At 46.5% G+C, this 26,614-nt stretch carries 26 protein-coding genes, 2 pseudogenes and 1 riboswitch; of the genes and pseudogenes, 10 read left to right on the top strand and 18 right to left on the bottom strand.

Features of this window, described 5'->3' with window-relative positions; genetic code table 11:
* Positions 1–24: 24 nt before the first annotated feature.
* A complete protein-coding gene (locus NG792_RS03425) occupies positions 25–594 on the bottom strand; it encodes a Uma2 family endonuclease (RefSeq protein ID WP_261201643.1) in 570 nt (189 codons plus the stop codon).
* Positions 595–1,057: 463 nt separating this feature from the next.
* On the opposite strand from NG792_RS03425, the gene NG792_RS03420 reads away from it, so the two are divergent.
* Positions 1,058–1,282 (top strand): hypothetical protein, encoded by a 225-nt coding sequence (locus NG792_RS03420; RefSeq protein ID WP_261201642.1) that lies wholly within the window; start codon positions 1,058–1,060, stop codon positions 1,280–1,282.
* An 88-nt stretch (positions 1,283–1,370) separates the two neighbouring features.
* A riboswitch (Glutamine riboswitch) is annotated at positions 1,371–1,447 on the top strand.
* Between the two features lie 32 nt (positions 1,448–1,479).
* The gene (locus tag NG792_RS03415) at positions 1,480–1,686 is read left to right on the top strand and encodes a hypothetical protein (RefSeq protein WP_261201641.1); all 207 of its coding nucleotides are present in this window, start codon (positions 1,480–1,482) and stop codon (positions 1,684–1,686) included.
* Positions 1,687–1,929: 243 nt separating this feature from the next.
* On the opposite strand, the pseudogene NG792_RS03410 reads toward NG792_RS03415, so the two are convergent.
* Positions 1,930–2,592, bottom strand: a pseudogene (locus NG792_RS03410) (CHAT domain-containing protein); the annotation flags it as partial.
* Positions 2,593–2,750: 158 nt separating this feature from the next.
* Here NG792_RS03410 and NG792_RS03405 point away from each other — a divergent pair.
* Positions 2,751–4,706, top strand: a complete 1,956-nt coding sequence (locus NG792_RS03405) for a protein kinase domain-containing protein (protein WP_261234522.1) — start codon at positions 2,751–2,753, stop codon at positions 4,704–4,706.
* A 27-nt stretch (positions 4,707–4,733) separates the two neighbouring features.
* Here the strand turns inward: NG792_RS03405 and NG792_RS03400 are convergent, their stop codons facing one another.
* The 10 genes and pseudogenes from NG792_RS03400 to trmD form a co-directional block, all read right to left on the bottom strand.
* Positions 4,734–6,056: a VWA domain-containing protein gene (locus NG792_RS03400; protein WP_261234521.1), complete on the bottom strand. Its 1,323-nt coding sequence runs from the start codon at positions 6,054–6,056 to the stop codon at positions 4,734–4,736.
* Between the two features lie 62 nt (positions 6,057–6,118).
* Complete coding sequence (locus NG792_RS03395) at positions 6,119–6,328, bottom strand: hypothetical protein (RefSeq protein WP_261234519.1); 210 nt, start codon at positions 6,326–6,328, stop codon at positions 6,119–6,121.
* A 128-nt stretch (positions 6,329–6,456) separates the two neighbouring features.
* On the bottom strand, positions 6,457–6,675 hold the full coding sequence (locus tag NG792_RS03390) for a PIN domain-containing protein (protein ID WP_261234515.1): 219 nt from the start codon (positions 6,673–6,675) through the stop codon (positions 6,457–6,459).
* A complete protein-coding gene (locus tag NG792_RS03385) occupies positions 6,650–6,913 on the bottom strand; it encodes a PIN domain-containing protein (protein WP_261234513.1) in 264 nt (87 codons plus the stop codon). The genes NG792_RS03390 and NG792_RS03385 overlap by 26 nt, the downstream gene beginning before the upstream one ends.
* 27 nt (positions 6,914–6,940) lie before the next feature.
* Entirely contained in the window at positions 6,941–7,186 is a 246-nt protein-coding gene (locus NG792_RS03380; RefSeq protein ID WP_261234511.1) for a UPF0175 family protein, read from the bottom strand.
* Between the two features lie 40 nt (positions 7,187–7,226).
* A pseudogene (locus NG792_RS03375) lies at positions 7,227–7,517 on the bottom strand (hypothetical protein); the annotation flags it as partial.
* A gap of 211 nt (positions 7,518–7,728) precedes the next feature.
* Positions 7,729–8,730: a hypothetical protein gene (locus tag NG792_RS03370; protein WP_261234509.1), complete on the bottom strand. Its 1,002-nt coding sequence runs from the start codon at positions 8,728–8,730 to the stop codon at positions 7,729–7,731.
* An 82-nt stretch (positions 8,731–8,812) separates the two neighbouring features.
* Positions 8,813–9,403 (bottom strand): DUF1517 domain-containing protein, encoded by a 591-nt coding sequence (locus NG792_RS03365; protein WP_261234508.1) that lies wholly within the window; start codon positions 9,401–9,403, stop codon positions 8,813–8,815.
* 145 nt (positions 9,404–9,548) lie between these two features.
* Positions 9,549–10,841, bottom strand: coding sequence for a DUF1517 domain-containing protein (locus tag NG792_RS03360; RefSeq protein ID WP_261234506.1), 1,293 nt, complete (start codon positions 10,839–10,841; stop codon positions 9,549–9,551).
* A 24-nt stretch (positions 10,842–10,865) separates the two neighbouring features.
* Positions 10,866–11,591: a tRNA (guanosine(37)-N1)-methyltransferase TrmD gene (trmD, locus tag NG792_RS03355; protein WP_261201638.1), complete on the bottom strand. Its 726-nt coding sequence runs from the start codon at positions 11,589–11,591 to the stop codon at positions 10,866–10,868.
* 492 nt (positions 11,592–12,083) lie between these two features.
* On the opposite strand from trmD, the gene NG792_RS03350 reads away from it, so the two are divergent.
* From NG792_RS03350 to NG792_RS03330, 5 genes are all read left to right on the top strand, one after another.
* Positions 12,084–12,935, top strand: coding sequence for a cyanophycinase (locus NG792_RS03350; RefSeq protein WP_261201637.1), 852 nt, complete (start codon positions 12,084–12,086; stop codon positions 12,933–12,935).
* Positions 12,936–13,219: 284 nt separating this feature from the next.
* The gene (cphA, locus tag NG792_RS03345; protein ID WP_261201636.1) at positions 13,220–15,913 is read left to right on the top strand and encodes a cyanophycin synthetase; all 2,694 of its coding nucleotides are present in this window, start codon (positions 13,220–13,222) and stop codon (positions 15,911–15,913) included.
* Positions 15,914–16,048: 135 nt separating this feature from the next.
* On the top strand, positions 16,049–16,648 hold the full coding sequence (locus tag NG792_RS03340; RefSeq protein WP_261234505.1) for a hypothetical protein: 600 nt from the start codon (positions 16,049–16,051) through the stop codon (positions 16,646–16,648).
* Positions 16,649–17,062: 414 nt separating this feature from the next.
* A complete protein-coding gene (locus NG792_RS03335; RefSeq protein WP_261234503.1) occupies positions 17,063–17,800 on the top strand; it encodes a phycocyanobilin:ferredoxin oxidoreductase in 738 nt (245 codons plus the stop codon).
* A 6-nt stretch (positions 17,801–17,806) separates the two neighbouring features.
* Positions 17,807–18,088, top strand: coding sequence for an acylphosphatase (locus NG792_RS03330; RefSeq protein WP_261234501.1), 282 nt, complete (start codon positions 17,807–17,809; stop codon positions 18,086–18,088).
* Positions 18,089–18,126: 38 nt separating this feature from the next.
* On the opposite strand, the gene NG792_RS03325 is transcribed toward NG792_RS03330, so the two are convergent.
* The 6 genes from NG792_RS03325 to NG792_RS03300 form a co-directional block, all read right to left on the bottom strand.
* On the bottom strand, positions 18,127–18,645 hold the full coding sequence (locus NG792_RS03325; protein ID WP_261234500.1) for a DUF29 domain-containing protein: 519 nt from the start codon (positions 18,643–18,645) through the stop codon (positions 18,127–18,129).
* Positions 18,646–18,799: 154 nt separating this feature from the next.
* Complete coding sequence (locus NG792_RS03320; protein ID WP_261234499.1) at positions 18,800–20,062, bottom strand: SufS family cysteine desulfurase; 1,263 nt, start codon at positions 20,060–20,062, stop codon at positions 18,800–18,802.
* 364 nt (positions 20,063–20,426) lie between these two features.
* On the bottom strand, positions 20,427–21,770 hold the full coding sequence (sufD, locus tag NG792_RS03315) for a Fe-S cluster assembly protein SufD (RefSeq protein ID WP_317619490.1): 1,344 nt from the start codon (positions 21,768–21,770) through the stop codon (positions 20,427–20,429).
* A gap of 29 nt (positions 21,771–21,799) precedes the next feature.
* Positions 21,800–22,588: a Fe-S cluster assembly ATPase SufC gene (sufC, locus tag NG792_RS03310; RefSeq protein ID WP_261201134.1), complete on the bottom strand. Its 789-nt coding sequence runs from the start codon at positions 22,586–22,588 to the stop codon at positions 21,800–21,802.
* A 118-nt stretch (positions 22,589–22,706) separates the two neighbouring features.
* Positions 22,707–24,146, bottom strand: a complete 1,440-nt coding sequence (sufB, locus tag NG792_RS03305; protein ID WP_261201133.1) for a Fe-S cluster assembly protein SufB — start codon at positions 24,144–24,146, stop codon at positions 22,707–22,709.
* A gap of 232 nt (positions 24,147–24,378) precedes the next feature.
* Positions 24,379–24,741 (bottom strand): ferredoxin-thioredoxin reductase catalytic domain-containing protein, encoded by a 363-nt coding sequence (locus NG792_RS03300; RefSeq protein ID WP_261201132.1) that lies wholly within the window; start codon positions 24,739–24,741, stop codon positions 24,379–24,381.
* Positions 24,742–25,103: 362 nt separating this feature from the next.
* Here NG792_RS03300 and sufR point away from each other — a divergent pair, with 362 nt between their 5' ends.
* Complete coding sequence (sufR, locus tag NG792_RS03295) at positions 25,104–25,781, top strand: iron-sulfur cluster biosynthesis transcriptional regulator SufR (protein WP_261201131.1); 678 nt, start codon at positions 25,104–25,106, stop codon at positions 25,779–25,781.
* 99 nt (positions 25,782–25,880) lie between these two features.
* Positions 25,881–26,135: an NDH complex assembly factor CRR9 gene (locus NG792_RS03290; protein WP_261234497.1), complete on the top strand. Its 255-nt coding sequence runs from the start codon at positions 25,881–25,883 to the stop codon at positions 26,133–26,135.
* The last annotated feature ends 479 nt before the right edge of the window (positions 26,136–26,614 follow it).

Here is a 26,614-nt window from a genome sequence, read left to right as displayed (position 1 = left end):
TATCACCCCAAGGAATCAACCAGATTAACCGGCAAAGACTTCATCATAAATTTCTGCCATAGTCAAGGTTAAAGCCACAGAATTTAATTCTAACCTATCATTCGGCCCTAATCGCTCTAACTCCCAATTTCCTGACGTCTTGCGTCGATAAACCTCCACCTGCATCTGGTCTTGAGAAACCAGCACATATTCCTGCAAACTTGCCAAAGTTTGGTAATTAAGCCGTTTTTCTCGGCGGTCTATCGTTTCCGTCGAAGGAGATAACACCTCTATGACTAAACAGGGGTGAGTTTTATAAAATTTGTCTCGGTCTTGCTCGTCACAAGTTACCATGACATCGGGATAGTAGAAAATATCTCCAGTCCCTTGGGCGACTTGTATTTTTACTTTCATATCCGAGATAAATGTTTTACAGCCAGTCCCTCGTAAATGAGTGATTAAATAGGCACAAAGGTTACCGGCAATCCGATTATGTTCCTCACTGGAACCCGCCATTGCAAAAAGTTGTCCCCCCAGATATTCATGGCGGATGGGGCTAGTTTCTTCATGTTTGAAATAATCGGCGACGGAAATAAAAGCTGGGGCTAGATCCATAAATTTTACTCCTTTTTTTATCTCTACTGTACCTACGCTTTAGCTCATTAGTACCCTGTTAACCCCCGGGGACAAGAAACCGGGTTTTTGGCCCAGATTGGGTGCTTTCTTGCCAGAAAGGGGGTGAAAAAACCCGGTTTCTAACCTATCCTCTATCAACCATCCCCTGTCAGGGGAAGCTCTCTCGATCGCCCAAAAGGAAGGGGAAAGGAAGGGATAGATTATTCAACCCCGGGAAAAATGCTGCTTTTGACAGATGCCCTTGGGCGACGATTGTTGCTAATCTGAAGTCAAGTGAAGTAGATCTAACTATTGACCGGATTTGCCCGATATAGTATAGGTCTTTTACTAAAAAATTATATCAGGGATTGCCCTCTCTGTGAAAGTTTTGTAGAAAAATTCTGCAACTAGAGAAGTGCGATCGCCTCCTTCCTTAGAATCCCCTTCTTAATTCAAAACAATCATGAGCTATCTTACCGTTACTCTCAACCCTCAAGGGATTCAAATTCCGGATCCTAATCCTTTACCCATGCCGGAACCCCCCCCGAATCCCGAAACCCCGACACCGGAACCAGTCCCTGCACCCATTCCGCAAACTGTTCCGGCACCTGTACCCGAAACAGTACCGGCACCCATTCCGCAAACCGTTCCTACGCCCATTCCTCAAACCATTCCCGAACCCCAATAAATTGGACAATCCGGGGCCTGTGTAACTCGTTTCCGTCAAGGCTTGACAAGACTTACAAAAAAGTTGTAAAACTTATTAACTAAATCTCATCGTTCATTTTTCCCCGTAGCGCGATCGCTCTACAAGGAAAAACGGAAGTAGGTCTCCTAGCCGAAGGAACGCATTGCATCTGTCGATAAAGTATAGAGGTAAATATAATGATGCTTGTGCCTTCATTAATATCCTTGACAGTCGCTTCCTTAGCGTTTTGTCTGAGTGTCAATACCACCGAAGAAATCGTCAAAGTCGCGGCGACGGTTCTTGCTGCCTTTTGTGTGATTTTAAGCGTGATATTTGCGCCGTGGATGGTGAAGCTTGCGCTATTGGCAATTCCCTTCCTCAGTCAAAAACTCAATCCGGCTTAACCGCTGCCTCCACCCCTCCAGCAGTATAGCACAAAGGGCAATTTACCCGCAAAATTGTGAGAAAATTCTGGAGGCAGCTTGAACTTAATCTCCCCTGATGGGGTAACCGGAGGCAGAACCCAAGTTATTTCGCCTCATTGCCTATTGTTCAGAAAATAGGGACAACGGGTTCTCACTAACCGGATTGCTGTGCCAAATTTTTCTACAGAAACACAGATTTTGCCAGAAACCGGGTTTCTTGCCTTAAGGCGATCGCCGCTTTTTCTTGAACTTAATCAAGGCGATCGCCACGAGTGACGCTAAACCAGCAAAAGCGAAACTCAGCAGCAAGGCCCAAATAAACGGATGGGGGCGATCGCCGTGGGATGCTTGCCAGGGAAAAGTCATCGGTTCTTGCTGAAAGATTAACGCTGAGGTAGAGGCAACGATCGCCCCCACCGCAATCCCCCACCCAGCGATTTGGATTCGGTTTTCCAGAATGCGATCGCGTTCCGCCTGGTCAATTTCCACCGTTCGCGTTCCGGCGTAGAAAAAGGCGCTGGATAATCCCCCATAGTCATCTGTACGGGAAGTTTCCACCAAGCCAGTTTTGCAAGCCGACAGCACCAGCAGGCGACAGAGGGGAATATTAAGACCGTTGAAAATATCCCGAAACGTCAGATTTCCCTCATTCGCCAGTCTCAGATAGGCGTTGAGGGGGTTGCGCTGGTCAAATTCACCGTGACAGCCAAAGTGGACCGCTTGACTCTGCTCAAGCAAGGTTTGGGTGTGGGGTTCGGTTAAATTATCCAGGGTAGCTTGGTGGCGACGCAAGACTTGATGGGGGCTGAATTGGCGACGCAACAGTTCCACCCCCCACTCGGCATAGTCCAAGTCTTCCGTCGGGTTTTGAATCGCGAAGAAGGGGGTCGATGGTCAGGACTTGCAGAGTTGGGGGGAGGTTAGTGGCGGTTAGTTGGTTGTGGAAGAGTTGGGAAAGTTGGGCGAGATTGACGGTTTCGAGAGAACCATGTCATGCGTCGTGGCATTATAATTGATTCCAAAGTCAACTCAACCAAACCCAAATGGCTATTATTCCTGGACAGACTCAAAAGCGCCTTGCTTTATTTAGTGCAGTTTTGCTGGGCGCAACCCTATGCCCAACACTCTCGACTCTCTTCGGAGGAACTACTTCGCCTGCTATTATTTCAACCTTGGCAAATATGGTTTCTAGTGTCTTTGGCGGTTTAGTCGCTAATGATATGGGAGAATTAGCTAAACGCCTCGAAACAAAGGATACAAGCAATCATGACTTAGCCAAAGCTACGGGAGAAGCAATCTCCCTAGTAATTCGCAATCTCGCCGAATTGAATGGAATTGACAAAATAACTCATAAAAGCCTAAAAAAATTAGCAGAAGTTACTGAAAAAGAGTGGTCAAAAATTTCAGTAAAACCGAATAATTCAAATGTATTTTTACATATTACAGATAATGACTTGGTACGTTTGATGTCAGCGAAAGCGTCAGAATTTGCCAAGGCCACAGCACTAACAGAAGATATTTGGGAAGAAATAGTTAGGATTTTAGATAATCTAGCTAAAACCCATCTTACAGATGATTGGATATTAAAACTGGCTTTTCAACTTCATCACACTTTTCCCCAAGGGTTCCGGGAAATTTTAAAAGTGGATGCGGCTAGGGGAGGAAAAGCTTACGCGGCAATGTCGTTGAGTTTGATGGGAGAAATTGCTGCCTTATCAGCAGAAAGAGGTAATTTTCCCTCAGAACAAATAGAGCAAATAAAAAAATATTTAGAACAAGCGAACCAGGATTTGCACTCAGAACAAAAAAATATTTTTTGTCAAGTTATGGCACAAATTGAATCTGGTTTTAACCTGGCTTTAGAATCGGCAAAGCAGGAAATAATATGCGAAATTCAGTCGGGTTTTCAAAGTACAGAACAAAAAATAGATAAAATTTATATGATTATAACCCAAATATCCGATTCTTTGCATCAAAAAAATATTAATAATAATCTACGGCAAATAAATCCAACCTTAAAATATAATGATTCCAGTTTTTTACAAGAAAATTCAGAATATTTTTTGCAGGAGAAAAATATTGCAGATATCCTCATCGCCAGGAATTTACCCGGATTATTTGAACGGCTGTTAGAACTTAAAGGATTGTCAATTTCTGAAAAATACACATTACGCTGGCTATACGCTGTAGGAGGTCAGAGTATTGTTTACTTGGCAGAAAAAAACAATGGAGATTTAGTAATTGTTAAAATTCCTTATCTTGATTATCATCGTCCGGCGTACATTAGTATAGATAAAATCAATAAATCTCGCAGTTATTTAATCCAAGAAGCCGAGTTGCTCAAAAAACTTAATTATATGGGGTTGCCGAATTTTACTGATTTAATTTATACTTCTAATCCCCTTCATGCAGATTATAGAGATCATGCAACGGTCAACGGAGAACCATTTTTAGTGATGGAGTTTATTTCTGGAGTAAATCTATTACAATTTGGTCGCTATATTCATAATCAGTCCTCAATAGATTATAGAACACTTGAGAAAATAGTATGGAAAACCCTATCAGAAATAACAGATTTTTGTATTACCCTTTCTGAGGCAGGTTATCTCTATTCGGATATTAATCCTTTGAATTTTATTTTGGCTTCTAATTTTAGTCTGATTAGAATTTTAGATGCTGGCTCATTAATTCCTCTTCATTCAGATTCCCATATTACACCACCGTTTACTGAAAGTTATATTCCAGTAGAGTATTTCAATGCTTATGATCGGGGGCAAAGGATGTACCCTAACTCTCAATATGTGATGTATGCTTTAGGCAAAATGTTATGGGAAATTTTAACGAATAAACAACCGTATCCCGGTGAACATCCAAATCTTTTTGAACCAGTTCTTCAACAATACTCTACTGAAATAAGAATAACAATTTGTTCTCTTATTGAGAACCGATATAGTGATTTTAATGTTTTAAGAAAAACCCTAAAGTCGTTCTTTAGTTGAAAACTAAATATATATCTAAACCATCCATTAGCTAGGATCCGGAAAACTCGTAGTTTGTTCGGAGTATCCCCCTTTATTGATACTGATGGCAGTTATATCGTCTGCACGTAATCGACGTTGTTCAACTTCTGACAATCCCTCTAATGTTCCTTCTTTAACTAATTTATCAATCACTTGTTCAATCAGTTCAATTTGTGCAGTGTCTGCACCTTCTTGACGTAATATTTTTAATCGGGCTTTTAAACTTTCCATTTGAGCTTGAGGATCGTTAGTGCGGAGTCCATCTAACAAAGAAAACCAATCCGCAATTTCATCATCTGTCATTCTATGACGAAATTGATCCTGACTGCGATTAACAAAAATTTCCTGAGTCACGATTTCTTGTTTTCCTTGAAAATTAAAGCGTAATATTGCCGTGGCAATTTGTTGACGATCTTTTCGGGATGGTTGAAGTCTGGCTTCAAAGCAATATTTATAGACACGCCCTTTTTCTAGCCCACCGATTGCAGTAGAAAAAAGTCGAGTTCTTCCCTCTATTGACCTAAACCATTTTGTTCCCGGTTCAAAGCGAAATGCATCGCCCGGTATCACATTTGGAGATAATATTAATTCCACCTCAGCATCAGTTGCGATTAAATTTCCTGCTACTTTACCAATGTAAGCAAATTCTTTAGATATTTCCTGCTGATTATAAATACATTTAACTCGACCTCCTCGACAACCGTTCATGATTTGACGCATTGTTTCTTCTGCAAAATCTTGACCAAATCCATAAGAGTTAATTTCTAAATCAAGATTCAGCAATTGTGAGTTAAACTCATAGCAAACTTCAGCATCATGTAACTGACCATCCGTCAAAATATATAGTCTATTCACTACATCTGCACGATAGTGGGATAAATATTGAATTTCCTGAATAGCTAAACGTAAGCCACTAGATAAATATGTTTGCTCAAACTTGACACCTGATTGGTGAATTCTTTGAATGATTTCTTCTGTGCGTTCACGACTACTGCCAATATCGTTAGACCAAATTAATTCTCCCCGAGTTGAAAAAAGAATAATAGAAAGCCAATCATTATCTGAGAGGGCATCAACAATACAGGGTATTGCATCTAAAAGAAGTGGATATTTATCAGAAGTGTTCATACTACCACTGATATCTAATACCAAGCAAATATGAGTGGAAACATCAATTTGAGATAAATCCACATCGTCACGATTGCTGAAGGTGACAGCAAATTGAACTAGGGGATCGCTGTCCATTGCTACATAAGGATGAACGAAACTGTAGTTAATCCGAAAAGGATTAGTTGATGAATTTAATTTATCTGAGCTATTTGAGAACATAGACTAACTTTTGAGAGTGGTGGCAACCTAAGTTTTAACAAAAAATCGATCTACCAAGTAATTTACACAATACCTTCGCTAAAAAGAGGGCCACTGGCCTCTTCTGAATGTTGATGGATAAAGCCTAGACTGGATAAGCGTTTCAAAATCTGACCCAATAAAACTGGCTCAGGGTTTTCCTTGCTCAGACAGTCTAGGAGTTCTTGAATCAGGGAGAGATAAGCCTGCGCTCGTTGTTCATCCATAGCCACACACAGGGTAGGGGATACCATCCCGATTTTACCCCATCCCCGCGACCGAGAAACCCGATTTCTTTCTTAAATCTTTGTGAAGAAACAGAGATGCTGCTAGAAACCCGGTTTCTTTTTCCCCACCCCAAACGCAGAATTTTATCACTTTATCATTCCCCAGCAGCCGCTAAAACCTCTCTATATAAATTTGGCCCAATCCGAAAATTAGCCTCCCAGATTAAACTATCCATAATCGGTCTAATCTGAGTAATCAAACCCCGACGCTTTGCCACTAGCAAAATCCCCAATAATCCCGTAATCGACAACCCCAAGTTGATTGCTTCCCTTCGTCTTAACCGTTCATCAATCAATAATTCTTCTGCATTCACTTCCAATGCCAAAGCGATGCCTCTGATTCTCCTCGACTAGATGACGTTCAGTTTGTAAAACATTTACCAGTTGTTGATTAGTGGGTTGGCAAACCTCAATCCAATCAAGACCCAACACATCTGTGATGCGCGGGTCATCTTCTCCTCCTCGCTGTAATTCATGCCAAACCCCCGAAGGAATCAATACCCGTCCGTAGAGTTGTTCTAATAACCCCAGATAACCGGCGAGCCAACCCACTTAAAGGAGAAGTATCACTCACAACAATCATAGCCATCCCTTAGCCGTGAAATGCTGTATATCCTCCTGCAATTCCTCCAGATCGTAATGAATATTAATGCCCCTCTCTGATAGAATTTGTTGGAATCTAACCTGAGAGATATTCAGTAACTCTGCTGCTTTACCCAAGCTAATTTTTTCCTGCTGAAACAGCAATAATACCAACTCGATAATTAACTCTTGTTCAAAAAGTCCACGAGCTTTAACAATATCTTCGGAAATCACTAGGCTCATTATATCACCTCAAAAAAGATAAATTATTTTAATCCCAGATTCAGAAGTCACGGGAAAACTGAGCTAAAAGTTCCTCGCGCGATCGCTGCAAAATCAACTGAGCTTGCTCCAATGGGGGAATTTCGATTAACGCCTCGATAATAGATGCTAATTCCGCATCCACGGCACCAAACTTCACTTGCAGCAGGCTTTCCACCAGCCGCCGCTGTCCTTGCTGGATGCCTTGCTGGAGTCCTTGTTGGACTCCTTGTTGGATGCCTTCTTCTTTAACAGTTTGTAACCGTTGTAAATACAGGGGTGATAGTTCCATAATTAACTCCCTTGTCCTTGGTCATTTGTCCTTGGTCATTTGTCCTTGGTCATTTGTCCTTGGTCATTTGTCCTTGGTCATTTGTCCTTGGTCATTTGTAAAAACCCGGTTTCTTGTCCTTTACCCCAGAGTTAGAAACCGGGTTTCTTCCCTAAATTTTTGATGAAAACCAGAGATGTTACTAGAAACCCGGTTTCTTGTCCCTCCCGGTTTCTTTTCCCCCACCCCAGGTTCAGAAGTTACGGGAAAACCGAGCTAAAAGTTCCTCGCGGGATAGCTGCAAAATCACCTGGGCTTGCTCCAATGGGGGAATTTCGATTAACGCCTCGATAATAGATGCTAATTCCGCATCCACGGCACCAAATTTCACTTGCAGCATACTTTCCACTAGCCGCCGCTGTCCTTGTTGGACTCCTTGCTGAATGCCTTGCTGGATGCCTTGCTGGACTCCTTGCTGGACTCCTTGCTGAATGCCTTGCTGGACTCCTTGCTGAATGCCTTGTTGGACTCCTTGTTGGATGCCTTCTTCTTTAACAGTTTGTAACCGTTGTAAATACAGGGGTGATAGTTCCATAATTAACTCCCTCTCTTCTGGGGCCAAATTTTGCCGAGCTTCTAACAGTTCACGCAGGTTGTACAGTAATTCTAGCGTGGTTTCTCGCGTGGGATTATCGGCGGGGAGTTGATACAGTTCTTGCAGGGCTTGTTTTTGGACTTTGCCGGTGCCTAAAATCCGCAACCACAGGGTTTCGGGGGTCGGCGGTAGTTGGTGAAGGACGATAATCGCGCTTTGTAGTCCCTTGGGGAGAAAGTAAACGCCGCTCATCCAGTTTTCCAAGTCTAAGGTAGCGCCAAAATCTGCTAAGATGGCGGCGGATGCGGTGGGAGTCATCATCCACAACCTGGGTGATTCGGCGGGAGTGAGCCGTCTTTTTTCCCGGATGGCTTGGCGTTCAAATTCTGCGTTGAGGTCTAATAGTTTCAATAGACAACTGCGAATTTCTCTGGGTTTAACGGGATTGCTAAAGGGTTCAAATACTGCTGGAGTTGTCGCCAATCTTCCCAGTAAGCCTAGGTGACTAGCATCGGCAATGTTTTCGGGGTTGGGTGTAAAAAATATGTCAATTTCTCGCCGTTCTGAAGCCATAGTTTTGCTGGTTTCAGTTTGACCTAATTGCTTTAAGAGTTCCTGGATGTATTGTTTGGTGAATTGGTCGTAGATAAATCGGGTCATTTATGGGGTTTTTAGTCGTTGGTCATTGGTCTTATGTCATTTGTAAAAACCGGGTTTCTTGTTCCCACGGAGACGGGGAAGTTCATGCGATCGCCTTCATGTTGCCGTAGTAGGTTGCCATATCCTGCACCGAGAGGGTATCGGTTTGAGCTTGTGGACTCCATAGCAATTCTAATACAAGCAGATAGTCTGACGAGAGCGATCGCAATTGACTCAGGGCAGTTTTCATCCCACCGATCGTATCAATTGGGCCAAATAACGGCTGATCGTGTGCAGTCCCCAGCAACAACGTAATCACCACATAGGCGGCTTCTCCTGCGTCCTGAAGCACTGCCGGTTTATCGGTTTGGGTAATGATTCCCTCCACATTACTGAGGGTTTCCGCACTAAATTTACCCCTTTCCTGAAGGGATAAGCGTTCAAATACCTCTTCTGCTGCTTCGCGACTCTCGAAAGTTTCGGAACTGCCTAAAAGGTGAGTCCAATGGAGAGCATTTTCGAGCAACTGTTCTACAGTAACTTCGAGTAACTCATATAATCCCTCTGGGGTTTGTGTGTCCGCTTTCAGACTTAAGTTGGACAATTGAGATTGAATCGAGTTCACTCCAACACTGAGGGCAATCTGAAGTTGGCTCACGGTGACGATATCGTTATCGAGTTCTGAATGTATCATTTATATGTATCCTTTGTAGATTGGCTTGGTTGTTATACAGATACCCTTTTAAAAAGTTAAAAGTGGGTTGTTCTTACTTTAGCCCGCGCAGGCGGGCTTTGTTGTCCGGATAGCCGCACTATACAAGGGCTGGAACTGCTGCTTATCAAATTTGAACTAGGTCACTATACTGAGTTAGCAAGTCATCATAGCTCAAACTATCCGTGGCTTCCTGGGGACTCCAGAGTAACTCAAACACCAAGAGATAATCTGGGGTGATGGCGGCGACTTGTTGGAGGGCCGATCGCAGTTCTTCCGCCGAATGGAGGCGATCGAATAAGGGGTGATCATCTTCTGTTCCCAGGAGGAGGGTCACCACCAGATAAGAGGCGGGGTCCCCTTCGGATTGGGGGCGGGCTTGCTTCTGGCGAATTTTACCCCCAACATTACTCAAGGTTTCTGCACTAAATTTACTGCGTTCTTGAATCGATAATTGCTCAAAAACTCGGGCTGCTTCTTCCCGACTCTTGAGGGTTTCGGAGTGGGTTTGAACATGAGTCCAGTATTCGGGATGGCGCAGTAAGGATAAGGCGGATTCTTGTAAAAATTCAGTCAGTCCGGCAGGGCTATCAAGTTCAGCGCTGAGGCTTAAATCGGTGAGATGGGATTGAATATCTCGGGCGGAAGCTAAGAGGGCAACCTGCAATTTTGTAACAGTGACAATCTCATTGTCGAGTTGGGAAACGGCTGTAGCTGCACGTTTAGAACGAAGCCACCACAGGGCAGCGATCGCCCCTCCGGCTATGAGTAAAAACAGTAACAATTTCCCGAGAAAGCGATTATTCCCAGCAGCTTGGGTCCCGGCATAGCCCGATTGAGGAGGGGGAGGTGCGGCAGGGACTGGTTGGGTCGTTGCCGGTGCCGTGGGACTAGGGACATAAGTTGGGGGGACGACTGGGGAGGGTTTGAGTCCGGTTCCAGCAGAATCCTGATACGGGCGATCGCTGTATTGGGGAGTGGGATAGTAGGGTGGCGGGACCGGAAGCGGGACCACCACTGTTCCGCCTCGGGATGGGGAAGTGATTGGGGGGACTGGAGTGGGCGCAGGAGTCGGGGCGGGAGTGGGTGGAGCCTGGAAGGAACCGCCCCTTGCGCGTCCTCCCGTATTGCCGCGACTGGGAGTGGAATCTGTAGGCGGGGGATTGTTCCGGCGCGAGGGGCTGTTGCTACTATTGGAACCCGGGGAACTCGGGGCCGAACGGCTGGGAGTAGGATTGCTGGAACGGGAGGGGGTGGGGCGACTGAAAGACCCCCCCCGGCTTCCTCCTCGGGTGCGGGCTAAAGCAGTGGATTGGACCTCGATCCACTCTCCCAGTGGGCGGGTTGTGGGGTTAATCTTGACTTCATTAACGAGCAAGAGACACAAAAGAGTGGTTAAGGTGAGATTAAATTTAGGCATGGTTGAAAACCCAGCTTTATTTATTTAGTCATAGCCTATCCCCTGGGAATTGTCATCTTTTACTGACAGATTGTCGAGGTTTTGGAGGAGGTCCGGGCGGCGATCGCGAGTGCGTTGCAGTTGTTGTGCTTTGCGCCATTCCTCAATTTTACCGTGATGTCCCGAGAGTAAAACGTCCGGTACTTTCCAGTCACGAAATTGGGCCGGACGGGTGTAGTGGGGATAGTCCAGCAATCCATCCTCAAAACTCTCTGCTTCTAGGGATTCGGCTTTACCCACGGTTCCCGGGAGGAGTCGGACGACCCCATCGACTAAGGCTAGGGCGGGAATTTCACCTCCGGTTAGGACGAAATCCCCCAGGGAGACTTCCCGAGTCACGATATTCATTACCCGCTCATCGATGCCTTCATAATGTCCGCAAATCAAGACAAGTTGATCGAAGTTTTGAGCGAGTTCCCAGAACAGGTTGCGATTCATGGGTTGCCCTTGGGGACTCAGAAAAATCACCTCGCGGCGAGGGAGGATGGGTAAGGATTCGACTGCCGCAAATAAAGGTTCAGGTTTCATGACCATTCCGACTCCCCCACCATAAGGCTCGTCATCGACTCGGCGATGCTTATCCGTCGTAAAGTCGCGAGGATTAACGAGATTGACGGCAGCAATCTGGTTAACAAGGGCTTTCCCAAGGAGGGAAGATTGCAGTGGGGTGGCAAAAAAATCGGGAAATAACGTGATAATATCTATTCGCACAGGGACAACAAGGGAGCGGACACAATCTTTTATTATAAGTCCGAGTATCCAAGCTACCCGAGGTTAGGAATCTCTCTCTGATCCGGTAGAGGCGATCGCCTTAGCCTAATGCTTTACCCTGCTGTTATCTTTGCCACGGGCACGCCACTATTGAGGAAAAATACCAGGGGGGTGATGTTTGAATTTTAAATATTTGTGAAAAATTTTGCCATTATATTGACTGAATAAGCACCCACGCTGACCCGGTAAAAGCGGGGAAAAATCCTGGGAGCAAGCAAGCGGGGCGATCGCCAACTAGCTCAAGGATTCAGCAGGCACGGAAAAAAAAACCGTGGAATCGTAAAAAACGTGAGAAAATTAAACTCCCTGACCCTGGGTCCGCACTTGGGCGAAGAAAAGCCCCTCCGGTGATGCAAAGAATGCCCTCTAAAGCCCTGCGCTTGGGGAAGGATCGAAACGTACAAAAAATAAGGGCCAATAGCAAGACCATCCATGCTACAGTTAGACACTCAATCCCTACAACAGAAGATGCCCCAAACACTTAAAAGCACTGTAATGGTGATTGGCGGTGCGGAAGACAAAGTTCATGGCCGCGAGATCCTGCATACGTTTTTTACTCGTGCTGGAGGAAGCGAGGCAAAAATTGCGATCGTCCCTTGTGCTTCGCGAGAACCCTCGGCGATCGGGGACCGATATCAAAAGATCTTTGCGGAGATGGGTGCCACCAGCATAGAGTTGCTAGATATCCGCGAAAGGACCCAGGGAGAGGACCCGAAGTGGCAAGAGTACATGGAAGAATGTACTGGAGTCTTTATGACGGGTGGAGATCAACTCCGACTCTGCGCTTTAGTCGCGGATACGCCTTTGATGGAAAAGGTTCGGATGAAGGTGCGGGAAGGAAAAATTGTTTTGGCAGGAACCAGTGCCGGTGCCGCAGTGATGGGACATCACATGATTGCCGGGGGAGGCAGTGGAGAATCGCCGAATCGCTCCTTAGTGGATATGGCAACGGGATTGGGAATTCTACCCGATGTGATTGTGGACCAGCATTTCCACAACCGGAATCGCATGGCACGGCTACTTTCGGCGATCGCCTCTCATCCAGACCGCCTCGGCATCGGCATTGACGAAGATACTTGCGCCATGTTTCAAGGCGATGGCGTTATTGAAGTGATTGGCAAAGGCACGGTGACCATCGTCGATCCCGGTTCTGCGTTTGTCACGAACGAGCAACAAGTGGGAGCCACAGACCCCTTGAGTTTGTACAATATGCGCTTACATATTCTGTGTCACGGCGATCGCTTTGAGTTACGTCAGCGCGTCAGTCGTCCCAATCACCCCTAGGCTTTTATGGCAGCATACCCATCCGACTCCCTCGTTATGATTAAACTGCACAGAAGAGAATAGGCCAGTTCCGGTGAAACCTGAAAGTTCACAGCTTAAACCTTCCCCCATGCGACTTCACGCTTCACCTGAGTCCCCCACTCTCTCCTGATTCAGTTTGTGCTTGTCCCTCACTGGACTCAATCAAGATGTTCATTTTGAACATCTTGTAACGGACGAAAGCCAGAAACTAGAACAAGTGCCTCTATTGCTTCCAACACAAGAGCTTCATCCTCGCGCAGCTTATGAAAATACTTAAAATCCAGACATTACGGGGTCCGAACTACTGGAGCATTCGACGCCACAAGGTCATCGTGATGCGCCTCGACCTAGAGGACTTAGCACCCAAGCCGACCTCTTTGATCCCCGGCTTCTATCAAGGTCTCGTGGAGGCGCTACCGAGCTTGGTAGACCACTACTGCTCTCCCGGTTGTCGAGGAGGATTCCTCAGCCGAGTCCAGGAGGGGACCTATATGGGTCATGTGGTGGAACACGTTGCCTTAGAACTCCAGGAACTCGCGGGGATGATAGTTGGTTTTGGTCGCACCCGCGAAACCTCGACCCCAGGCACCTACCAAGTTGCCTTTGAGTATGTCGATGAACAAGCGGGTCGTTATGCTGCTAGAGCAGCAGTGCGCCTCTGTCGCAGTATTGTCGATACGGGTCGATATCCGGCTTCCGAGTTGGAACAAGACCTCCAAGACTTGAAAGATTTGGCGGCTAAAGCGTCCCTGGGTCCGAGTACCGAGACCCTGATTAAAGAAGCCGAAGCCCGAGAGATTCCCTGGTTTCACTCCAGCGCTAGATCGATGATCCAACTGGGAACGGGGATTTATCAAAAACGACTCCAGGCAACTTTGACCGATCGCAGCAGTATTTTAGGGGTTGAACTGGCTTGCGACAAAGAAGGGACCAAAAAAACCCTGCGGGATGCGGGAGTGCCGGTTCCCCGAGGGACTTTGATTCACTATCTCGATGAACTGCAAGAGGCGATCGATGAAGTGGGTGGCTATCCCATCGTGATTAAACCCCTCGATGGCAACCACGGACGCGGCATTACCATCGATATCAACTCTTGGGAAGAAGCAGAAGAAGCCTACGACGCCGCTACCACAGCCTCCAAAACGCGATCGGTGATCGTGGAACGCTACTACAAAGGTCGGGACCACCGAGTTCTCGTGGTCAATGGCAAACTGATCGCCGTGGCGGAACGGGTTCCGGCTCATGCGATCGGTAATGGCAAATCCACCATCCAGGAACTCATCGAAGAAACCAATCGCGACCCCAACCGAGGCGACGGTCACGATAACGTTCTAACTCGCATCCAAGTAGACCGCATGAGTATGCAAATCCTGGAGCGCAAAGGATACAGCCTCGACACCGTACTCAAAGAGGGAGAAGTCTGCTATCTGCGCTATACCGCTAACCTCAGCACCGGCGGTATCGCCATCGATCGCACCGATGAAATTCACCCAGAAAATCTCTGGATGGCCGAAAGAATTGCCAAACTAATTGGTTTAGATATTTGTGGCATTGATGTCGTCACCCCAGATATTTCCCAACCCCTGCGCGAAAATGATGGCGTCATTGTTGAAGTCAATGCTGCACCGGGTTTCCGGATGCACGTCTGCCCCAGCCAGGGCCTGCCCCGCAACGTCGCAGCTCCGGTTATGGAAATGCTATTTCCTACAGGCACTCCGTCACGAATTCCCATTCTCGCTGTCACCGGCACTAATGGTAAAACTACTACCACCCGCCTGTTAGCTCATATTTATAAACAAACTGGCAAAACCATCGGTTATACCACCACCGATGGGACTTATATCGGCGATTTTATCGTCGAAAAAGGGGATAATACCGGACCCCAAAGTGCTGAACTGATTTTGAAAGACCCCACCGTCGAGGTGGCAGTCTTGGAAACCGCCCGGGGTGGCATTTTGCGATCGGGTTTGGCTTTTGATCGCTGTGATGTCGGCGTCGTTTTAAACGTCTCCGCTGATCATCTCGGCATCGGCGATATCGATACCATCGAACAAATGGCGACCCTCAAGAGCGTCCTGGCTGAATCTGTAGATACCAAAGGCTATGCCATCCTGAATGCCGAAGACCCCCTCGTCGTCAAGATGGCGAAACGGGTTAAATCTCAAATCGCCTATTTCTCGATGGACCCCGAGAACGAAATTCTGCAAAATCATGTTCGCAATGGGGGACTCGGGGCAGTCTATGAAAATGGCTATCTCTCGATTATTAAAGGAGATTGGACTCTGCGGATTGAGCAAGCGGTTAATGTCCCGCTGACGATGGCAGGATTGGCTCCCTTTATGATTGCTAATGCCCTCGCTGCTGCCTTGGCTGCCTATAGCAATGGGGTTCCCATTGAGCAAATTCGCAGTGGATTGGCGAGTTTTGAGGCATCGGTTGCCCAAACCCCGGGACGGATGAATCTGTTCAATATGGGGACTTATCATGCTTTGGTGGATTATGCCCATAATCCCGCCAGTTATGAAGCTCTAGGCGGGTTCGTGCGAAATTGGCCGGGAGAAACCATTGGCGTCATCGGTGGTCCTGGCGATCGCCGGGATGAAGATTTGACTAACCTCGGCAAACTCTCCGCAGAAATCTTCAACCAAATTATTGTTAAAGAAGATAATGATACCCGAGGTCGTCCCCGAGGAAATGCCGCCCACTTCATCTGTGAAGGCATCGCCCAAGCCAATGGTTCGGCAGCGTATCAAACCATCATCAATGAAACCGAGGCGATCGAAACTGCCCTCAATTCTGCCCCCTCTGGTAGCTTAGTCGTGATTCTCCCCGAAAGTGTTAGCCGTGCGATTAACTTAATCGAGAAGCGCAAACCCCTAGAAGAACCGCGCATTCCCCTCAATGGTTCTAAGCCGGTAGAATCCTCCTCGGTTGAATATAGCGAGTCTTCCACTTAATTCACCCCTCCACCTTTACAAAAGACTTGAAAAGGATAACTCTCCATTTTCAAGTCTTTTTTTTATGTAAAACCAACCCAATTCAAGCTAGATTCCAGATAACAATCAAATAATCTCTTAAAATTTTAGAAAGCTATGAGTGGCAATTGCAATCAAACATCTGGCAAATTATGCGGTCATCCTCGTGATAGCAATACGACCCGTCAAAATCAACTAACTCTTGCTGATTGGGTGAATGATTATCTGGATCGTTTCGGAACTTGTTATCTCGCTCAAACCCAATGGTGGGGCGATCGCACCCTGACTTGGGATGCAGCCTTGGAAAGAGCTTGGCTTTCTAGATTTGCCGATGGGAAAATGCACCCCCATCAACGCCGAGTCTCCTCTAAATTAGCAGAAGGATTGAACGTATCTCGCCAAGATGGTCACCAAGCACAGCAGTTTACAACCTTTGAAGAACTTCATCACTGGATAGAGTCAGTGACTGCTCGCGTTAAAGGATTAGGAGACACCACAGCTTACGATGTGGCTCAACGCTTGGGAATGTGGCTAAATTTAGCACCAGATTTAGTGTATCTTCATGCGGGGACAGGTAAAGGTGCAGCCGTTTTTAACATGACCGGAAAAACCGCATTTTTAAGTGCTTTCCCTCCAGAAATTCAAAAACTCGGAGCAACTCACGCAGAAAACTTTTTGTGTATTTATAAAGATAAACTCAAGTCATTATCTTTATAACTAAGGGACTCTGCTTCAAAGGTTAAATTCTGGGGGAATTTCAAAAAATTATGGCTGCCAAGAAGAGAAAAAACCCAGACAAGTGGTTTGTCAAAGTAAGTTATTATCGCAATTCCCTCCGGGAATTTATCGACAAAATTAATCAATTTGCTGATTAGTTTAAGAACCAATCAATTGAGGGTTAAGTCGGGATTTTAACAGTTTATAATATTTTGATTTTAGGTGAAGCGAAACCCAACACCCGACAGCCCACACCATAGCCAAGGGTCGTTCTCTTATCGTCGTTCGTAGTAACGACTTCAGTCGTTCTCTAACTGCACTGTAACAACATCCCAATTTCCCAACCCCCTAAATAAGATAAAATAAACACCGCGCCCCGCGCAATATTGATCCACCCTCATATAGGAAAAACCCGTGACATCAACCTCTAGTCCATCCCTGCGAACCGAACAACATAGCCTGATCCAAAAACTCGCCGATTGCATCGAGGGAGTATGGCAAGAAGAATTAGAACTCTCCCCTTATCCCCTCCCCGAGGACCTGGGATATGTCGAAGGAAAATTAGAAGGGGAAAAACTCAGAATTGAAAATCGCTGCTATCAAACCCCAGAATTTCGTAAAATCCATTTAGAATTGGCAAAAGTTGGCACGACCCTGGATATTTTGCATTGCGTGATGTTTCCTAACCCCAACTATGATTTACCGATGTTTGGGACTGATTTAGTAGGGGCAAAAGGGAAAATCGGGGCGGCGATCGCTGACTTATCACCCATTCGGCAAAACGTCCTCCCCCCAGCTTATCAACAGCAACTTTCTGACTTACCGGCGATCGCCTTTACCCATCCCCGAGACCTCCCCCCCTGGGGTCATATCTTCTCAGAATTCTGCCTGTTTGTGCGACCGGATAATCCCGACGAAGAAACCCTATTTCTTAATCGCGTCAAGGAGTATGTCCAAATTCACTGCCAACAAGCCAGAAACACCCCAGCTACCCCCGAACTCCACAGCGAAATTCTCGCCGGACAACGCAATTACTGCGACCATCAGCGCAAAAATGACAAAACTCGCCGGGTTTTAGAAAACGCTTTTGGCAACGAATGGGCCGAATATTATATGACCCAAGTCTTATTTGACCTGCCTGCCGAGGACTAAAAGACCATGACCGAAACAAAGTGCGCTCACGTCTTAATTTCGGGAATTGTTCAGGGAGTCGGGTATCGATTTAGTACCGTCCATCAAGCCCAGAAATTAGGCGTATCCGGTTGGGTGAGAAACCTCACCGATGGACGAGTCGAAGCCATCTTTGAAGGCACTTCCGAAACCCTCGATCGCATGATAGCTTGGTGTCATCAAGGACCCTCATCCGCCCAAGTCACTGATGTCACCGTCACCTATCAACCCCCCCAAGGACTCACCGGCTTCACCACCCGCTATAAATAACACACTCTCGGGACAAGGCATTGCCTTGTCCTTTTTCCTCATTGCCGACCTTCTTTCCAGGTTTCTCCTCCCGCTAAATGGCTGAGTTTCTCATCAACTTTTTCAGGTAATTCTAGGGCTGAATGGGTATAAATTAGGCTTAACAAATCTTGCGCTATTGCCATTACTTCGGGCCGATTCACCCGGTTTGAGAGTTGAAAGGGTGAATAGGCCCCTTCTAACACTTCCACGCTGGCATCCCGAATAGCTACCTCGATCGCTTCTGTTAAGAGGCTATCCCATTCATCGGATTTTATATAGTAAGAGGTTTGATTTTCTTTTAAGTTGAGGTCTTGGATTTCTAAAATAGAACCGCGAATGGAAGCCGCCCAAGAATTCGTGAGACGCTGCTCTAGTTGATTTTTAATTAAATGCAATAACATTCTAATCGCAAAAGATTTAATGGCTCTTACGGTGGCTTTTTTGCTCATGCCATCTAGTTCATTTAGCAGTGTCAAAGCATCTTGATAACGTCCCTCTAGGATACTGTTTCTTAAATCCACGAGTTCTTGAGTCATAATTTTCTTCTCCCAATTGAACGGTTATTTCTAATTCAATTGTCAGATTACAATTCTATGTTAATCCTGCTTTACTGTTGAAAAGTTATGCCAAATCTGGTATTTGTAGCAAAACCCCGCAACCTGTAGGTTGCGGGGTGATTGAAATTAGGGATTACCCAAATATGCCACCAAAAAAGTCGATCGCCTCTTTTAATGCCACAATAAAAGCATCAATTTCTTCTGTGGTATTGTAGAAATACAAACTCGCCCGGGCGGTGGATTGTGCGCCTATTACACGATGTAAAGGTTGAGTGCAATGATGTCCGGCACGAATCGCCACCCCTGCTTGATCTAAAATCGTAGAAAGGTCATGGGGATGGACTGTTCCGCAGGTAAAGGAAGCTAATGCCGCTCGTCCTGATCCATCTGCTTTCGGTTGAGGTCCGTAAATTTTGACATCTGAAATGGGGTTGAGTTGCTCAAACAAATAGGCAGTCAACTCTTTCTCATAGTCATAGATTTTATCCATGCCAATGCTGCTGAGATAGTCTACTGCCGCACCCAGCGCTACCGCTTCCCCGATCGCAGGAGTTCCCGCCTCAAATTTATGAGGGACATCGGCATAGGTGGAATGGTCTAAAAATACATCGGCAATCATCTCTCCACCCCCTAAAAAGGGCGGCATCGATCGCAATACTGCCAGTTTGCCATACAGGAACCCAATTCCGGTTGGCGCACACATTTTATGTCCCGATGCCACTAACCAATCACAATCCATATCCTGGACATCAATCGGCAGATGCGGCATACTTTGGCAAGCATCAATCAAGACTTTTACCCCCTGTTCATGGGCCAGGGTCGCAATTTCTTTCACCGGATTAATACAACCCAAGGTATTAGAAATATGAACCACTGCTACTAATTTCGTTTTCTCCGAAAGCAGGGTTTTATATTGGTCCATATCAAACTCTTGGGTTTCCGTGAGTTCGACAAATTTGAGAACCGCTCCTGTTTTTTGGGCTAAAATTTGCCAAGGAACTAAGTTGCTGTGATGCTCCATGACGGTGAGGATAATTTCGTCTCCCGCCCGAATATTGCTCATTCCCCAGGTATTCGCAACGAGGTTAATTCCCTCACTGGCGTTGCGGGTATAAATTATTTCCTGTGATGATGCCGCATTCACAAATTTGGCAATTTTTTCTCGGGCCCCTTCATAAGCATCCGTAGCACGTCCACTGAGGGTATGAACCCCTCGGTGGACGTTGGCATTGTCAAAATCATAGTAACGGCGCAAGGCATCCAAAACCTGTACCGGCTTTTGGGAAGTGGCGGCGTTATCTAAATAAACTAACGGTTTGCCATGAATTTCTTGATTTAAAATCGAGAAATCAGGGCGGACTTTTTGGGCTAATGTTTTTTCTTGGGTAACTATCATGGTCCTGAATGAATAAAGGATAAATGGGTTGGAACTGGGAAAAAAATCAGTTAGAGAAAATTAATGCAAAATTATTCAATTTCTCTCTTAGCCTGCGGAGGCAGGCTTCGTCTGTATAGCCCCACCCTTTAGGGTGCGGGTTATATCTTGCAAAAATCCGAATTGATCCCCCCAACCCCCCTTAATAAGGGGGGCTTTTTAGTATTTTGCTAGAAGTCTAAAGACAGAATTGTTATCATGATTTTTTATAGCGTTAAAACTGGGGTTGTAGAGACGCAATATTTCACGTCTCTACATCGATAAATTGCTCGATAATGCTTTCACCGCTTCGCCCGTCATTAAAACTGTCGGGTTATGGAGAAAATTAGATACTTTTGCAAGCAACACATCGAGAAATTTTCGTTTGCAAGGCACCGGAGGGTAATTCTTGTAGAATTTCTCCGGCAAATCCATCAATTAGCAGATTGCGACTCATCACGGGGTCTAATCCGCGACTCCGCAAGTAGAAGAGTTCATCTTCTTCCAGTTGGCTGATGGTGGCACCGTGAGAACATTTGACGTTATCAGCGGTGATTTCTAGCTGGGGTTTGGTATCAACTCGTGCTTTCGGCGAGAGCAATAACGTGCGATTCAACTGGCTGGCATCGGTGAGTTGTGCCGGTTTGGGGACAAAAACTTTACCATTAAATATGCCTTGCGCTGCATCATCAATGATACATTTGTGCAGTTGTTTGCTGGTGCCGTGGGGATGGTTAAGCACGATCGCACTGTGGGTATCGCTGACTTGTTTTCCCGCAGCGATCGCCAATCCGTTGAGGGTGGTATAAGTTCCTTCCCCCTGTTGGTACACTTCCAGATTATGCCGGGAGAGTAAACCGCCGGTGGAAACTGCGGTACAGGAATAATTGCTATCTTTCGCTTGGGCGATCGCACTCTTGCCAATATGGAATGAGCTCGTACTCTCACGCTGTATTTTGGCATGAGTCACTTGAGCATTTTCCGCTACCCAGATTTCCGTGACGGCATTGGTAAAATAAGGCGCATTCCCCTTAAAATTGCCGCAGGAATCGTCATCCGCCACCACATATTCCTCGATCGCCGTGCAGCGACTTCCTCGTTCCGCCACCACCAAACAGCGGGATTGAACTAACCGGGGTTGATCTCCAGGAACTGCCATAAATAACAGATGAATCGGTTTGTCAACTGCCACATCCTTGGCAATCCACACCACTGCCGCATCCATTAATCCCGCCGTATTCAAAGAAGTAAACACCTCTTTGTTTCCCTCAACATTGCCCAAATATTTTGGCAAATCAGTCTGCAACAATTCTGGCAATTGTCCCAGATTTCCGACAAATATCCCTTCCGGTAATCCCGAAACATTGGAAAGTTCAGAGGAATAACAGCCATTAACAAACACTAAGCGGCTGTCTAACATTTCGGGTAACTCAAAAGGCGCAACTCCCGTCGCCGGAATTGCCTCCGGAGGTGCTGCTTGGAACGTCAATGCCTGCAACCCCGACAAATCCGTAACTCGCCATTCCTCATCTTTGCGCGTCGGCATTGCCAACTCTCGCACCCAGGTTGCGGCATTATCTCGCACCTGCTGCAATAAAGCCGCAATCGGGGGTGCAATTCCATACTGTGGATTCACCACCGGCGCAGGAGAGGCGACTGCCTGTTTCAACAATTCATCTAAATAAGACACCTGGGGTTTTTTAGAAACCTCTATAACCATTATACACCTGCCTTCACCCGATCGGCTTCTACCACCCAATCATATCCACGTTCTTCCAATTCCAGCGCCAACTCTTTGGTTCCGGTGGTCAAAATTCGACCCCCTTCCATGACATGAACATAATCCGGCACAATATAATTCAGCAAGCGCTGATAGTGGGTAATTGCTAACACGGCATTATCTGCCGAAGATAACTGATTCACCCCACTGGCAACAATTTTCAAAGCATCAATATCTAAGCCAGAATCTGTCTCATCCAAAATGGCTAATTTTGGCTCTAACAGCGCCATCTGCAAGATTTCGTTGCGCTTCTTTTCCCCGCCGGAAAATCCTTCATTCACACTGCGGTTGAGAAATGCTGGATTCATCTTCACCACGTCCAGCTTTTCTTCAATGATGTCTTCAAAATCAAAGGCATCGACTTCCTCTAACCCCAAATGTTTGCGGCGAGAATTGTAGGCAACCCTTAAAAAGTCTAAGTTACTTACCCCCGGAATTTCCAAGGGATATTGAAACGCCAAGAAGACTCCTGCTAACGAGCGTTCTTCTGGTTCTAACTCCAGAAGATTTTGACCCATAAAAATCACTTCTCCCCCGGTGACTTCGTAAGCGGGATGACCCGATAGCACCTTAGAAAAGGTACTTTTACCAGAACCATTCGGTCCCATAATTGCATGGATTTCTCCCGCCTTGATTTCCAGATTCAAGCCTTTGAGAATGGGGGTATCATTCACATTCGCCGTTAAATCGCGAACGGAGAGAATCACTGGACTACCTTCTTTAATCATTGCTCCTCAATCATTTCATTCCATTGACCAAACTAAATTCGAGGGTTAGAAAAGGCGATCCATCAGCGGCGATCGCCTCTTTCCAATCCCTTGACTACCGGGAAATATTCCCGAACCCTTAACCCACTGAGCCTTCTAACTTCAAGCTCAACAAGCGATCGGCTTCCACTGCAAATTCCATCGGCAACTGATTAAACACATCCTTGCAGAATCCGCTAATCATCATAGAAACCGCATCCTCCGGCGAGATTCCCCGTTGCGCAAAATAGAACAGTTGATCTTCCCCTATCTTAGAAGTAGAGGCTTCATGCTCAACTTTTGCCGTATCATTCTCTACCTGAATATAGGGGAAAGTATTCGCCTGAGCGTTGTCCCCAATCAGCATAGAATCACACTGGGAATAGTTGCGTGCACCTTGGGCTTTCGGTGAAACCTTCACCAATCCGCGATAGCTATTGGCCGAATTTCCTGCCGAAATTCCCTTTGAAATAATCGTGCTTCGGGTATTTTTGCCGATATGGATCATTTTGGTGCCGGTATCAGCTTGTTGTTTGTTATTTGTGAGGGCGACGGAGTAAAATTCACCCACAGAATTATCCCCCACTAACACACAACTGGGATATTTCCAAGTAATCGCTGAACCCGTTTCAACTTGAGTCCAAGAAATCTTAGAATTCTTGCCTTTACACAATCCGCGCTTGGTAACGAAATTATAAATTCCGCCCTTGCCATTTTCATCTCCAGCGTACCAGTTTTGGACCGTGGAATATTTAATTTCGGCATCATCCAAGGCAACCAGTTCGACAACTGCGGCATGGAGTTGGTTTGTGTCAAACATGGGGGCAGTGCAGCCTTCCAAATAGGAGACATGGCTGCCTTCTTCAGCAATAATCAAGGTGCGCTCAAACTGCCCCGATTCGCCATTGTTAATCCGGAAATAGGTGGAGAGTTCCATCGGACATTTGACGCCTTTGGGGATATAGACAAAGGAGCCATCGCTAAACACCGCAGAGTTGAGGGCAGCGAAGTAATTATCGGCGATGGGGACGACACTGCCTAGATATTGCTTCACCAGTTCAGGATAGTCCTTGACGGCTTCAGAAATGGAGCAGAAAATTACTCCTTCTTCGGCCAATTTTTCTCTAAAGGTGGTGGCGATCGAAACGCTATCAAAGACGGCATCTACGGCAACGTTACTCAAGCGCTTTTGTTCGGAGAGGGGAATTCCCAGTTTCTCGAAAGTTTCGATAATGGCGGGGTCCACCTCATCCATGCTATTCAGTTTTTGCTTTTTCTTGGGAGCAGAATAGTAAATGATATCTTGATAATTAATTTTGGGATAGTTAACCTGCGCCCAAGTTGGATCCGCCATTTTTTGCCATTGCCGAAAGGCTCGGAGGCGGAATTCTAACATAAACTCCGGTTCTTCTTTTTTGGCTGAAATTAACCGGACGACATCTTCATTAATGCCGGGGGGTAAAGTGTCGGATTCAACGTCGGTGATGAATCCATATTTATAGGGTTGATTAACAAGGGTTTTTGCAGTTGTAGCAGTCATAGTCTTAGTTGAGTGTTCTCTCTAGGTTCGGATCCAGGGCAGGGGGTGGAACTGAGTCAACGGGACGGTTGAGTAGGCTCCTAGAACGTCAGCTTAGGGTTAGAGTCGGGGGAGAAGAAACCGGGTTTTTTACCTAGATTGGGTGCAAATCCGAGATAATTTTTGTTATAAAACCCGGTTTCTAATCTTTGCAGTGCCGACGCCCTTGGAATTTTAAAGTGTTCGGAAGGGGTTAATATTGATTGGTCATTTCGCGAATTTCGTCAAACGAAATGTTCTGTTCTTTACCCGCGAATGGATTATCTTCGGTCAGAAATAACATACAGTGACATTCTTTGCGCTCGCGCATGGGAATGCAGGGACAATTCCAGAAGGTGGCTTTGACTTCGGCTTCTTTGTCTTCGTAGTGGCGACAGGGACATAGGGGTGCACCCAACTCATCCTTGTTTTTCGCCAATCCTTCGATGACTACGGCAGTGACGCCCAAATCGGAGCAGAAGTAGGTCCCAGTGCGTTGGGCGTACTGCTCGGAAAAGTGCCGCATCGCTTCTAGGTTTTTGTCGGTGGCTTGTTTTGTCGGCTGTTCTAAAGTCATTATCCAGGTTGATATAACGAGCAAATTTTGGGGGGAGGATCCCCGATTTAGGGGAAGGTTGAGGTCGGATTCAGGCGATCGCCCCTTGAATGAGTCAATCGGTGAACTCTCAGCCAGGGACTGCGCCCTCTTTACTGGGGGGCAGTTTGCTGTTATCGTTCCCAATCACTGGTCCATGATCTCCCGTCCTTTGGATTCTTTCTCTTTGCCTGGTTGGGCATCCTTGCCCTCCGTCTATATATAATAGGGTTAAAACAACACCCCTGTTGCTTAATTCTATTTTAGAATACTTTAGCAACAAGTGTGTTGTCAAAGTCGGCAATAGATTTTTTCGAGCGTTTTGGCGTTTGACTACAGGCAGCATGATGACGACTACTCAGCAACCTTCCACTAAAGAAGATATCCTGCAATACTTATTAAAGCAGGGTCTAGCCACGGCTCAGGAGTTAGCCGAAGTTTTAGATATCTCTCCCCAAGCAATTCGCCGCCATCTCAAGGACCTCGAAGCGGAGGAGTTGATTCGCCATAAGGCGGTACAGGCGGGAATGGGACGACCCCAGCATCAATATGAACTCACCCACAAGGGGAAAGATTACTTCCCTAATCAATATGATGATTTTGCCGTCTCCCTCTTGGGGACCTTGGCAGAAACGATGGGGGAGGACCAGATGACTTCAATTTTGCGGAAGCAGTGGGAACGCAAAGCTATCCATTACCGCGATCGCCTGGGAAATCAGCCCTTATCGGAACGGGTGGCGGGATTAGTCAAACTGCGCCAAGCCGAAGGCTATATGGCGGAGGTCCATCGGGTCGAATCGGAGGGGTCCAACAGCCGCGACTGCTTTTTGCTCACGGAACATAACTGTGCCATTTCCACCGTCGCGGAATCCTTTCCCAGCGTTTGTGGACATGAGCTAGAAATGTTTGAAGCAATCCTCCCCGATTGCACCGTGGAACGGACCTACTGGATGATTGACGGCGAACACCGTTGCGGCTATTTAATTACCCTGCAATCAGAAACGGTGCGATCGGCCCTTTAACCGCTTCCAGAATCCTCAACCTGTAACGTTAAGGTTTAAAATTGCTTCGGAAGTTGTCGCAACTGCGGCATCAATATTATGCTGTCTAAATAAAAAACTATGCCCTCTCCCGAACCCTCTGCCCAATTTTTAACCCCGGAAGAATCCTACGCCGTTGATGGCGCTCTCCTGGCATCCCATGAAAAGTTTTTAACCCGCCTGACGATTTCTTCCTTGAAGCTACTCCGACATATCGCTACAGATTCGGGAGTGGCAATGGAGTCCCTCACCCACAAGGAGATCATTGCTTGGTTTGAGAAGGACGCCAAGTTGCGTTATGAACAAGGTCCTGAAGCTGCCTTTTTGAAATGGTAATGGGGGGGCGGCCCGCACCCTCTTACAAGAGTATTCCGGTCCCCTCCCCTGTGTCTTGGGGAGGGTTAGGGTGGGGTTCTTGAGGTGGCGATCGCGCGTCAGTTGAGGCATGAGTGGGTGGACACTTCTCCTCGTGACTTGGCTCCCCCAGTCATGCCCCTTCCTCGTGACTTGGCTCCGCCGAGTCACGCGCTTTTGGAGGCTCTGCCTCCTGTCACCACACCTAGACTATTAGACGGCAGAGCCGCACAATGCCCGTGTCACGGCGGAGCCATGACACGAGAGGAAGACTCTGAAGACCGATCGCACCGCAAACCGAGCGATCCCCATCAACTAATCGGATCCTTTCTGCAAAACGTAAGTTTTTCTAAAGATTTGTCAGCAAACAAAGATAAAGTTATCTGAATTTATATTAAAACTCCGAGATAAAGGGGAATTCAGCCGAACAAGAGCGAAAAAAAAACGCTAATATCGAGGGC

The organism is Laspinema olomoucense D3b (assembly GCF_025370785.1).
GTDB lineage: Bacteria > Cyanobacteriota > Cyanobacteriia > Cyanobacteriales > Laspinemataceae > Laspinema > Laspinema olomoucense.
Note: the sequence above shows the minus strand (reverse complement) of the source record. Positions and strands in the feature narration are given on the sequence as shown.

Bases quoted from the DNA above. Each gene is read 5' to 3' on its own strand.
- NG792_RS03425 (WP_261201643.1), bottom strand. From the start codon at position 594: ATGGATCTAGCCCCAGCTTTTATTTCCGTCGCCGATTATTTCAAACAT.
- NG792_RS03420 (WP_261201642.1), top strand. From the start codon at position 1,058: ATGAGCTATCTTACCGTTACTCTCAACCCTCAAGGGATTCAAATTCCG.
- NG792_RS03415 (WP_261201641.1), top strand. From the start codon at position 1,480: ATGATGCTTGTGCCTTCATTAATATCCTTGACAGTCGCTTCCTTAGCG.
- NG792_RS03405 (WP_261234522.1), top strand. From the start codon at position 2,751: ATGGCTATTATTCCTGGACAGACTCAAAAGCGCCTTGCTTTATTTAGT.
- NG792_RS03400 (WP_261234521.1), bottom strand. From the start codon at position 6,056: ATGTTCTCAAATAGCTCAGATAAATTAAATTCATCAACTAATCCTTTT.
- NG792_RS03395 (WP_261234519.1), bottom strand. From the start codon at position 6,328: ATGGTATCCCCTACCCTGTGTGTGGCTATGGATGAACAACGAGCGCAG.
- NG792_RS03380 (WP_261234511.1), bottom strand. From the start codon at position 7,186: ATGAGCCTAGTGATTTCCGAAGATATTGTTAAAGCTCGTGGACTTTTT.
- NG792_RS03370 (WP_261234509.1), bottom strand. From the start codon at position 8,730: ATGACCCGATTTATCTACGACCAATTCACCAAACAATACATCCAGGAA.
- NG792_RS03365 (WP_261234508.1), bottom strand. From the start codon at position 9,403: ATGATACATTCAGAACTCGATAACGATATCGTCACCGTGAGCCAACTT.
- NG792_RS03360 (WP_261234506.1), bottom strand. From the start codon at position 10,841: ATGCCTAAATTTAATCTCACCTTAACCACTCTTTTGTGTCTCTTGCTC.
- NG792_RS03350 (WP_261201637.1), top strand. From the start codon at position 12,084: ATGCTACAGTTAGACACTCAATCCCTACAACAGAAGATGCCCCAAACA.
- cphA (WP_261201636.1), top strand. From the start codon at position 13,220: ATGAAAATACTTAAAATCCAGACATTACGGGGTCCGAACTACTGGAGC.
- NG792_RS03340 (WP_261234505.1), top strand. From the start codon at position 16,049: ATGAGTGGCAATTGCAATCAAACATCTGGCAAATTATGCGGTCATCCT.
- NG792_RS03330 (WP_261234501.1), top strand. From the start codon at position 17,807: ATGACCGAAACAAAGTGCGCTCACGTCTTAATTTCGGGAATTGTTCAG.
- NG792_RS03325 (WP_261234500.1), bottom strand. From the start codon at position 18,645: ATGACTCAAGAACTCGTGGATTTAAGAAACAGTATCCTAGAGGGACGT.
- NG792_RS03320 (WP_261234499.1), bottom strand. From the start codon at position 20,062: ATGATAGTTACCCAAGAAAAAACATTAGCCCAAAAAGTCCGCCCTGAT.
- sufC (WP_261201134.1), bottom strand. From the start codon at position 22,588: ATGATTAAAGAAGGTAGTCCAGTGATTCTCTCCGTTCGCGATTTAACG.
- sufB (WP_261201133.1), bottom strand. From the start codon at position 24,146: ATGACTGCTACAACTGCAAAAACCCTTGTTAATCAACCCTATAAATAT.
- NG792_RS03300 (WP_261201132.1), bottom strand. From the start codon at position 24,741: ATGACTTTAGAACAGCCGACAAAACAAGCCACCGACAAAAACCTAGAA.
- sufR (WP_261201131.1), top strand. From the start codon at position 25,104: ATGATGACGACTACTCAGCAACCTTCCACTAAAGAAGATATCCTGCAA.
- NG792_RS03290 (WP_261234497.1), top strand. From the start codon at position 25,881: ATGCCCTCTCCCGAACCCTCTGCCCAATTTTTAACCCCGGAAGAATCC.